The sequence below is a fragment of the Photobacterium sp. 1_MG-2023 genome (assembly GCF_030547945.1).
Lineage (GTDB): Bacteria > Pseudomonadota > Gammaproteobacteria > Enterobacterales > Vibrionaceae > Photobacterium.
In genome coordinates this window covers 18,250-28,652 of sequence record NZ_JAUORR010000038.1, presented here as the reverse complement: position 1 = coordinate 28,652, position 10,403 = coordinate 18,250, and the positions used below count along the sequence as shown (strand labels likewise).

Genomic DNA, 10,403 nt, shown 5'->3' with positions numbered 1-10,403 from the left:
GTTCACTGATAAAATCTTTTGACTGTATCATTGTCGAGTGCCCACACAGATTGCATGGTCAAATTGTTAAAGAGCTTCTGACATGGGCTTGACTGTAAGCGCCGTTCTCCGTGTCAGTGAGGCGGCATTATAGAGAGTTCGCGCACCTTGGCAAGCGTAAAATCACAAATAAATTTCAATAGGTTTCTTTTTGAACAAACATCAAGTTTGCGATTAAAAAACACACAAAACAGAAACGGGAGATACAAAAAAGCCTGCAATCGAGCAGGCTTTTCTTACTTTAGTATCACGATTTTATTGGCTGGCAGAGATATGCTCATCCTTGGCGGCCAGCACAATTGGCTTATCAACGGTTAATTTCCCGGAAAGAATATCCTGCGCCAATGGGTTTTCAATGTATTGCTGGATTGCTCGTTTCAGTGGTCGAGCCCCATAAACCGGATCGAAACCTGCACTTGCAATCAAATCCAACGCAGAATCTTCTACTTTCAGTTCAAAGCCTTTTTCCTCCAGCCGATCGCTCAGGCGACCAATCTGAATTCGTGCGATATCTTTGATGTGTTTATCACCCAGAGGGTGGAACACAACGGTTTCATCGACACGGTTAATGAACTCCGGGCGGAAGTGATGACCCACAACGTCCATCACCAACTGTTTGATGCCATCATAATCAAGCTCACCAAAGTGCTCCTGAATCCGATCTGACCCCAGATTCGATGTCATGATGATAACGCTGTTACGGAAGTCGACCGTTCTGCCCTGTCCGTCAGTAAGACGGCCATCATCGAGCACCTGCAGCAAAATGTTGAACACGTCCGGATGCGCCTTTTCTACTTCATCCAGTAAAATGACGGAATAAGGACGCCGGCGAACCGCTTCGGTCAGATATCCGCCTTCTTCATAGCCAACATAACCCGGAGGTGCACCAACAAGCCGGGCAACGGAGTGTTTCTCCATGAACTCTGACATATCAATACGCACCATGGCGTCATCACTGTCGAACATGAAGTTAGCCAGCGCCTTGCACAGCTCGGTTTTCCCCACCCCGGTCGGGCCAAGGAACAGGAATGAACCAATCGGACGATTCGGATCGGAAAGACCAGCACGGCTGCGACGAATCGCATTGGATACAGAGCTGACCGCTTCATCCTGACCAATCACCCGGGCATGGAGCGCTTCTTCCATCCGCAGGAGCTTATCCCGTTCGCCTTCCAGCATTCGGGATACAGGAATCCCCGTTTGACGGGACAAGACTTCCGCGATTTCAGCATCCGTGACCCGATTTTTCAGCAACGTCATTTCCTGCATTTCGGCCTGAGCCGCCAGGTCCAATTGCTTTTCAAGCGCTGGAATCTTGCCGTACTGCAATTCCGACATTCGATTCAGGTCACCGGCACGACGGGCAATTTCCATATCGGTACGCGCCTGCTCGAGTTCAGCTTTAATGTGCTGAGTACCGGATAGCGCTGCCTTTTCAGCATTCCAGACTTCTTCCAGTTCCGCGTATTCTTTTTCTTTGCCTTCCAGCTCTTCGCTCAACACAGCCAGTCGCTTCTGGCTGGCATCATCACTTTCTTTCGATAGTGCCTGCTGTTCGATTTTCAACTGGATGATCCGGCGCTCAAGTCTGTCCAGCGATTCAGGCTTAGAATCAATCTGCATCCGAATACTGGATGCCGCTTCATCTATCAGATCGATGGCCTTGTCCGGTAACTGCCGGTCAGAAATATAACGATGAGACAAGCTGGCTGCCGCAACAATGGCCGGATCGGTAATCTCGACATGGTGATGCAGCGCGTAACGTTCTTTCAGGCCTCGCAAAATCGCAATGGTATCTTCAACGTTTGGCTCATCCACCAGCACTTTCTGGAAACGACGTTCCAGCGCGGCATCTTTTTCAATAAACTGACGATACTCATCCAGCGTTGTGGCACCCACGCAATGCAGTTCGCCGCGTGCCAGTGCAGGTTTGAGCATGTTCCCGGCATCCATGGCGCCTTCACCTTTCCCGGCACCAACCATGGTATGCAGTTCATCAATGAAGAGGATGACACTGCCCTCTTCCTGAGCCAGTTCATTCAGAACAGCTTTTAAACGCTCTTCAAACTCACCGCGATATTTTGCGCCGGCAATTAAAGCGCCCATATCCAGAGACAGCACACGCTTATTGCGCAAGCCTTCCGGCACTTCGCCGTTGACGATTCGTTGTGCCAACCCTTCCACAATGGCGGTTTTACCGACCCCAGGCTCACCAATCAGCACCGGATTGTTTTTGGTCCGGCGCTGCAGGACCTGAATGGTCCGGCGAATTTCCTCGTCACGGCCAATCACAGGGTCGAGTTTGCCCTGCTCAGCTCGTTCAGTCAGATCAATCGTGAATTTTTCGAGAGCCTGACGATTTTCTTCCGCATTCGGATCATCCACTTTCTGGCCGCCGCGAATTTTTTCAATGGCTTCTTCAACCTTCTGAGCCGTGAGACCGACTTTTCGCAGCAGTTCTCCCAGCGGACCTTTGTCATCCACTGCCGCCAGAATAAACAATTCGGAAGAGATAAATTTGTCTTTGCGTTTCTGGGCCAGCTTGTCACATAGGTTGAACAATACGCCCATGCTGTGAGACAACTGAACGTCGCCACCAATTCCGCTCACTTTGGGTAAGCGATCTAACTGTTCAGCCAGGCTGGAACGCAACTGAGTCATGTCGACATTAAGCAAAGTCAGCAACGGACGAGTGGTGCTGCTGTCCTGATTCATCAGTGCCATCATGAGATGTACGGGCTCGATATACTGATGATCGCGACCTAAAGCCAGCGACTGCGCATCAGAAATCGCTAATTGAAATTTGCTTGTAAACCGGTCCAGACGCATAAGTCCTCCACGCTCAATATGACCCTGTCATTCTCTTGATATATGGTTACGGCGCTGTTGCTTTTCAAGCATCAATTGTAGGGATATAAAAAACGGCCGAAGCCGCTTTTTTTTAAGATGGGATAAGATTATTGCGACAGCCAGATCAAACTGGCTTGCCGGCCGGTCACACCATCCCGTCGATACGAATAAAAGCGGGCAGGGTCTGCATAGGTACATTCAGTCCCGCCAAAGATCTGGGTGATCCCCGCTCGCTGTAACCGAAGTCTTGCCAGTAAATAAAGGTCAGCCAGCCATTTCTCACCTTTGGACGTGAATGCTGATGCGGCATCTGGTTGCTCGGATACAAAACACTCGCGGACCTCACCACCCACCTCAAAAGCTGCCGGGCCGATTGCAGGGCCCAGCCAGGCCAGAATCTGGTTGGGTTCAGCAGAAAATGTCCTGACCGTTTCCTCCAGAATACCGTCAGCCAGTCCGCGCCATCCTGCGTGCACCGCTCCCACCTGCGTGCCCTGACGATCACACAGCAATACCGGCAAACAATCGGCGGTCATCACTGTGCACGCAATGCCAGATTCACGGGTGACGCTGGCATCCGCATTCGGGGCCTGAGAAAGCGGCCCTTGCAGATCCAGCACAAGTGTACTGTGGGTTTGAGTTAACCAGGCAGGCGCATGAACGAGTCCAAGCTGCTGCTGCAACCACTGACGATTATGCGCAACCGCTGCTGGTTCATCACCGACATGATCCCCCAGATTCAGTCCTTCATACGGACCCTGGCTGATACCGCCGGAGCGTGTCGTACTCATGGCTTTCACATGTGCCGGAGCTGGCCAGTCTGGGGTTATCCACATCTCAGTAATCGTCCTCTGGGTGGTCAAGTTTGTCCTGACGCAAAATTTCAACGAGTTCCACCATATCATCCGGTGTCTTCGCATGCCATTCCATCAGCTCACCCGTGATCGGGTGCTCCAATCGCAGCATCCGCGCATGCAGTGCCTGACGGTCAAACGCACGCAGCGCCTGAACCAATTCCTGTGATGCATGACGCGGCGGACGCGGACGTCCCCCATACAAAGCATCCCCCACCAGCGGATGAGACAAATAAGCCATGTGCACACGAATCTGGTGTGTCCGTCCGGTTTCCAGACGCAGCACCAGGCGCGTGTGCTCCCGGAAGTGCTCTGCAACCCGATAATGCGTGATTGCTGGCTTACCCAGTTCATGCACGGCCATCGACGTTCGCTTGGTTGAATGACGCCCGATTGGTTTCTCCACCACACCGCCGCCGGTCATTTTGCCCATAGCAACGGCTTCGTATTCACGGGTGATTTTCCGCTTTTGCAGCGCACGGACCAAACGCGTCTGACACTGGATGGTTTTCGCAACCACCATCAGACCTGTGGTGTCTTTATCCAGACGATGCACAATCCCGGCACGCGGCACTTCTGCCAGCGACGGGCAGTGATGCAGCAATGCATTCAGTACCGTCCCGTCCGGGGTGCCTGCCCCCGGATGAACGACAAAATCCCGCGGCTTGTTTATCACCAGCAGGTGCTCATCTTCGTAGACAATGTTGAGCGGAATATCCTGTGCAATCCAGCGCTCTTCATCTTCGATTTCAGCGACGACATTCAGATGTTCACCGCCCATCATCTTGGTACGCGGTTTGGTAATGACTTCGCCATCCACCTTCACATTGCCGTTCAGAATCCAATCTTTGATGCGGGACCGGGAATAATCCGGGTACAACTCTGCCAGTGCCTGATCCAGACGCTGACCTAATTGGCTATCGTTTACTGTGTTGCTTAACTCTATTTGCTGTGCCATAAAGAACTTTTTCAAAAAGCGTGAGACTAAAGCTCAAACGCTGCGTAAAATGACAGAGATTAGCTGTCATTGTATCCGTTAACGGCTCTGACCGTAATGGATCACAGAAATAAATTATGACCAAGGAAACTGACGCCGTAATGAAACGCCTGATAATCCCGACATTTCTTGCCGCTGCGATTCTCTCTGGATGTTCCAGTACAGAGGAAGTCGTCCCGGATATTCCACCATCCGAGCTTTATTCCAGTGCACAGGAAGCGCTGCAAAGTGGTAGTTGGGTCACAGCGATCGAACGGTTGGAAACGCTGGATTCCCGATATCCGTTTGGCGCTTACTCGGAGCAGGTACAGCTCGATCTGATTTACGCGTATTACAAGAATGATGATTTAGCACTGGGTGAAGCCACCATTGATCGCTTTACGCGGCTCAATCCTACGCACGAAAAAGCGGACTGGGTGCTTTATATGCGTGGCCTGACCCACATGGCGCAGGATCGCTCCTTTATGCACGATGTTTTTAACATCGATCGCCACGACAGGGATCCGGAACCGGCCCGTCAGGCATTCCGGGATTTCAAACGTCTGCTGGAACGATACCCGTCAAGCCAGTATGCCGCGGATGCCAAAGCCCGCCTGGTTTACTTGAAAAATCGACTGGCCGATTATGAACTGGCCACTGCTGATTTTTACGTCCGCCGGGAGGCTTGGGTGGCCGCGATAAACCGCTGCCAGCAGATCCAGCGTCTGTATCCAGACACAGAAGCAGCCAAGAAATCACTGCCATTAATGCTGACCGCTTATGAAAAGCTCGGACTGGACACGCCGGCGCAGCATACGCAACGATTGATCGACCTCAATCCGGCGTAAGGCACTCTTTCATTCTCAGCAAACAAAAACGGCAGCTCATCCGGCTGCCGTTTTTTGTTTAACTTTTTTCGTTCAGGGTCTGTACCTGCTCAGACTTCAGCACCTCATGTTTCACTCAAGCCTCTGGTTTTCTCTGCCACCCTTGATCTGCAGGCCGAAAAAAATCCCTGAGCAGCACAGGCCGCCAGTCACGATATTTCTTCATACTGCCGTAATATTGAACCGCTCGACAAGGCTTTTGTCGTCATTTTCTTGTCACAAAGCAGAGCAAATCACAGAAATAAATTGGTGGATTAATTTACTTTGCAAAGTTGATCAAGATCACTTTTTTTCAGTTTGAGAAGCGTAATCTGAACTTAACCCACCAAGGGGGAGCAAAACAGGAGAGAGACTATGCAAGTAGAAGTCACAGGCAAAAACATTGATGTCACCCCTGCTATCCGTGAGCGCATTGAAGAGAAATTCAATAAGCTGGAGCGCTTCCAAGTCCCACTGATTGGCAAACATGCCGTCATAAGTAAAGAACCAAACCGGCATTTCAAGGTGGAAGCAACAGCCGGCATTCCTGGGGGTAATATTGTGGCGTCCTCTGAACAGGAAAACATGTATGCAGCGATTAAAGACATGTATCAGAAACTGGAACGACAACTGAGTAAACAAACGCATAAACCAGAAGCACGTCGCGCCAGTCACAGCCAGAAGCCTGTCGCCATTCAGCAGGAAGAGACCGCTGAAGACTTCGAAGCTTAATCTCATCACACGGCCCTGCCCAACGGCGGGGCCGATTTATTCTTGACATGATCCCGGATTCACCATAGGTTGATTCCTGAACAACAAACAATCATCCATGACACAGAGTTCAAATTGCCATGATGCACATTCGCCTGTTTTTCTTTCGCTTCTTTTTTCGCTCGCCATAACCGGGGGCTCTCGTTACGCAAGAAATAAGCGAAAGACGAACAGCAAGCCTCCCAACCGGGAGGCTTTTTTTTATTCAGGCCGTGGCCCGATCATGCAAGCACAACAAAAAACAAAACAGACAGGGAATCCGAATGACCAAAAGTTATCACTCACTGGACGAGATCCGAACCCAAGTAACCCGGATTGATAATGAAATTCTGGCGCTTCTTGGTGAACGGCGTCAGCTCAGTCTGGAAGTCGCCAAGAGTAAGATCAAAACGGCCAAACCCGTTCGGGATTTAGAACGGGAACAGGCGCTGCTGCTCCGGTTAATTGAGGAAGGTAAAACACATCAGTTAGATGCCAATTACGTGACTCAGATTTTCCATACCATCATTGAAGATTCGGTGCTGTTTCAGCAGGCTTACCTGCAGAAACTGACCAACCCTGAAAGTCTCCAGCCGGTTGCCCGCGTCTCTTTTCTCGGGGCAAAAGGGTCCTATTCGAATCTGGCCAGCCGTCAGTATTTCAGTCGCAAACAGACCCGGCTAGTCGAAATCGGCTGTGACAATTTCCGCGAAGTGGTGAATGTGGTGGAAACGGGTCAGGCAGATTACGGTGTATTGCCGATCGAAAACACCAGCTCTGGCTCGATTAATGAAGTGTACGATCTGCTCCAGCACACCAGCCTGTCGATTGTAGGTGAAATCACGCAACCCATTGAGCATTGCCTACTGACGGCTGTGCCCACAACACTGGCACAAATCGATACGCTGTACTCACATCCCCAGCCGCATCAGCAATGCAGCGAGTTTTTGCACACTCTGGGTGACATCAGGCAGGAATATACCTCCAGTACTGCTGATGCCATGCAGCAGGTCGCCGAGCTTAAGCAACCAAATATTGCAGCCATCGGCAATGCTTCCAGCGGTGAAATCTACGGTCTGAGCCCGCTCAAAGCCAATATTGCGAACCAGCAGGAAAACTATACCCGGTTCATTGTGGTAGCCCGAAAAGCAGTCGATGTGACACCTCTGATTCCGGCCAAAACGACACTGATCATGTCCACCGGTCAGAAACCGGGCTCATTGGTGGAATGCCTGCTTGTATTACGCAACCTCAATATCAATATGGCGAAACTGGAATCCCGTCCTGTGATTGGCAATCCATGGGAAGAAATGTTCTATGTGGATGTGGAAACCAACCTCAAATCAGAAGCCATGCAAGTGGCGCTGGAAGAGCTGACCAAACTGACCCGCTTTATTAAAGTTCTGGGCTGTTACCCGAGTGAAAACGTGAAACCAGCCGAAGTCGACACACTGGACTAATACCAATCGCAGTCAATCACTGGTCATCCTAGCTTGTTAAAATGTTCGATAACTGCGTTAGATTTTTTGATTGTAGAACAAATATTTATCTAAAAAACCCGCCTTGTACTCAAACATTTGTCCTGCGCTATTTTTGATCACTTACTTTGATTGGTATCATCACGTAAAAGGCCAGCAATCGCTGGCCTTTGATTTGAATCAGAAGAAAAAGTCAGCTGCGGTGTGCAGCGTCATTGGCCTGCCGTAACAGAGACTGACTCTCTTTCATAAAGCGGCCCGCATAATCACCAAACCAGCTTTCGACCTGGTCAAACGCCTTTTTAAAACCGGCTTTATCCTGATTTTCCAGAATCTGAATCGCTTCACCAAAACGCTGATGGAAACGCTTAATCATCGCGATATTCTGCGGCGAAGACATAATAATGTCGCCATACAACTGACCATCCTGTGCAAACAGCCTGCCGACCATCGCCAGTTCCAGACGGTAAATCGGTGAACTCAGCGACAACAATTGATCCAGCCGCGGATCTTCTTCCGCCAGATGCACCCCATATACAAACGAAGTGAAGTGTCGCAGCGCCTGAATCAGCGTCATCCCCTGATCATGTTCGATCGCACTGATCCGGTTCAGACTGGCCCCCCAGATCTGGATCTGCTCCAGCAGCCACTGGTAGTGTTCGGGGTTACGGCCATCACAGTACACGACCACCTGCTTAGCCAGACTACTGATATCCGGGCCAAACATCGGATGCAGACCGACAACCGGACCCGAGTGCACTTCCAGCATCGTTTGCAGCGGGCCACTCTTAATGGAAGTCAGATCGGCAAGAATGCAGTCATCCGGCAAAGTCGGCAGACGACGAATCACCTGTTCGGTCAGATGAATCGGCACCGTAACCACAACCATACCGGCATCAGCAACCAGAGCCTCGGCCTGATCCCAGTCCTGACTGCCCAGTTGACGAACCTGATACCCGGAGAGCTCAAACAGGCGACAGAACAGGCTGCCCAACTGACCATACCCCCCCACAACCACAATCGGCCGGAGTTCAGGGTTCAGACATTTGAATCCCGAGTCATTCTCGCTGGCGTAAGACTCGCGCATCGTACGGCGAAGAATATCTTCAATCAGATCAGGCGGTACACCTTGATCTGCAGCTTCCTGACGGCGCGACGCCAGCATGGCCGCTTCGCGATCCGGAGCATAAATCGGTAATCCGTGCTGACTTTTCACATGCCCGACTTCTTCCACTAAAGCCAGACGGCGCGCCAGCAGCGCCACCATCTGCTTGTCTACTTCATCAATTTGATCACGGAGCGTGCTCAGTTCAGCAACCATACGTCTGTTATTCCTTTATTGAATGCGATCCTGAAGGAAAGGAATCAATTCCTGATGCGCATGACGCAGCAGAGTTTCTGTGTTTTCCCAGTTGATACAGGCGTCGGTAATGGACACACCATAAGCCATGTCACTGCGATCCAGATCTGCACTCTGATTGCCTTCATGCAAATGACTTTCCAGCATCAGGCCAATCACAGAGCGATTTCCTTCACGAATCTGATGAATCACATCTTCTGCCACCAGCGGCTGACGACGGTAATCTTTACGGGAATTGGCATGCGAGCAGTCTACCATCAAGGCCGGACTGAGGCCCGCCGCATTCATCTCATTTTCGCATTCAGCGACAGAAACAGAATCATAGTTAGTTTGCTTACCGCCCCGTAAAATCACGTGACCGTCCGGGTTGCCTTGTGTGTTCAGCAGGGCCACCTGACCTTCCCGGTTGATGCCCATAAAACGGTGACCGGAGGCTGCAGCCTGCATCGCGTTAATTGCTGTGCCCAAACTGCCATCGGTCCCATTTTTGAAACCGACCGGCATCGACAAACCACTGGCCATTTCCCGGTGTGTCTGAGATTCGGTCGTCCGTGCTCCAATCGCGGCCCAGCTGAACAGATCACCAATGTACTGCGGGCTGATCGGATCCAGCGCTTCAGTCGCAATCGGAATCCCCATTTCAACCAGATCAATCAGCAACTGACGGGCAATGTGAAGGCCTTCTTCGATTTCAAAAGATCCATCCAGATGCGGGTCGTTGATCAGGCCTTTCCAGCCCACCGTCGTTCTTGGTTTTTCAAAATACACACGCATCACAAGATAAAGCTGATCACTCACCTCTTCTGCCAGCTCTTTAAATCGACGGGCATAATCCTTGGCAGCTTCAACATCATGAATCGAACAGGGGCCACACACCACCAGCAGGCGGTGATCTCGTTTATGGATAATGTCTGCAACCGTTTTTCTCGATTGTTCGATAAATTTCAGGGCTGAGTCACTGACCGGCAGCTTATCCTTCAATTGCTGCGGGGTAATCAAAACCTGCTCATCCTGAATATGGACATTATTCAATACATCTTTCTGCATGGGGGCCATCCTGATCTTGTGATTGCTTGGTGTAAATTTATAGTTACAACAGGATTTCCCCTGTCTGTTGAAAGACAATAACAACTGGCTTTTCATGGAGCAATAGTGTGTAAATAAAAAATACCATTCGTAAAATAATATTTACACACAAAGCCAAAGATTGCCTTTCAACAAAAGAAAGCT

At 50.6% G+C, this 10,403-nt stretch carries 8 protein-coding genes and 1 other annotated feature; of the genes, 3 read left to right on the top strand and 5 right to left on the bottom strand.

Annotated features, from left to right (window positions below; all coding sequences use genetic code 11):
• Positions 1-294 precede the first annotated feature (294 nt).
• From clpB to rluD, 3 genes are all read right to left on the bottom strand, one after another.
• The gene (gene clpB, locus Q4579_RS21140) at positions 295-2,868 is read right to left on the bottom strand and encodes an ATP-dependent chaperone ClpB (protein ID WP_303566803.1); all 2,574 of its coding nucleotides are present in this window, start codon (positions 2,866-2,868) and stop codon (positions 295-297) included.
• 128 nt (positions 2,869-2,996) lie between these two features.
• Positions 2,997-3,725, bottom strand: coding sequence for a peptidoglycan editing factor PgeF (pgeF, locus tag Q4579_RS21135; protein WP_303566801.1), 729 nt, complete (start codon positions 3,723-3,725; stop codon positions 2,997-2,999).
• A gap of 1 nt (position 3,726) precedes the next feature.
• The gene (gene rluD / locus Q4579_RS21130; protein WP_303566799.1) at positions 3,727-4,701 is read right to left on the bottom strand and encodes a 23S rRNA pseudouridine(1911/1915/1917) synthase RluD; all 975 of its coding nucleotides are present in this window, start codon (positions 4,699-4,701) and stop codon (positions 3,727-3,729) included.
• Positions 4,702-4,841: 140 nt separating this feature from the next.
• On the opposite strand from rluD, the gene bamD reads away from it, so the two are divergent.
• The 3 genes from bamD to pheA all read left to right on the top strand — a co-directional run bounded on the left by bamD (position 4,842) and on the right by pheA (position 7,795).
• Entirely contained in the window at positions 4,842-5,567 is a 726-nt protein-coding gene (gene bamD / locus Q4579_RS21125) for an outer membrane protein assembly factor BamD (RefSeq protein ID WP_303566797.1), read from the top strand.
• A 393-nt stretch (positions 5,568-5,960) separates the two neighbouring features.
• Complete coding sequence (raiA, locus tag Q4579_RS21120) at positions 5,961-6,317, top strand: ribosome-associated translation inhibitor RaiA (RefSeq protein ID WP_211646185.1); 357 nt, start codon at positions 5,961-5,963, stop codon at positions 6,315-6,317.
• Between the two features lie 121 nt (positions 6,318-6,438).
• Positions 6,439-6,559, top strand: a sequence feature (Phe leader region).
• 60 nt (positions 6,560-6,619) lie between these two features.
• Positions 6,620-7,795, top strand: a complete 1,176-nt coding sequence (pheA, locus tag Q4579_RS21115; protein WP_303566796.1) for a prephenate dehydratase — start codon at positions 6,620-6,622, stop codon at positions 7,793-7,795.
• Between the two features lie 211 nt (positions 7,796-8,006).
• On the opposite strand, the gene tyrA is transcribed toward pheA, so the two are convergent.
• Together tyrA and Q4579_RS21105 are read right to left on the bottom strand one after the other, a co-directional pair.
• A complete protein-coding gene (tyrA, locus tag Q4579_RS21110) occupies positions 8,007-9,134 on the bottom strand; it encodes a bifunctional chorismate mutase/prephenate dehydrogenase (RefSeq protein WP_211646187.1) in 1,128 nt (375 codons plus the stop codon).
• A gap of 15 nt (positions 9,135-9,149) precedes the next feature.
• Positions 9,150-10,220 (bottom strand): 3-deoxy-7-phosphoheptulonate synthase, encoded by a 1,071-nt coding sequence (locus Q4579_RS21105; RefSeq protein ID WP_303566794.1) that lies wholly within the window; start codon positions 10,218-10,220, stop codon positions 9,150-9,152.
• Positions 10,221-10,403 lie beyond the last annotated feature (183 nt).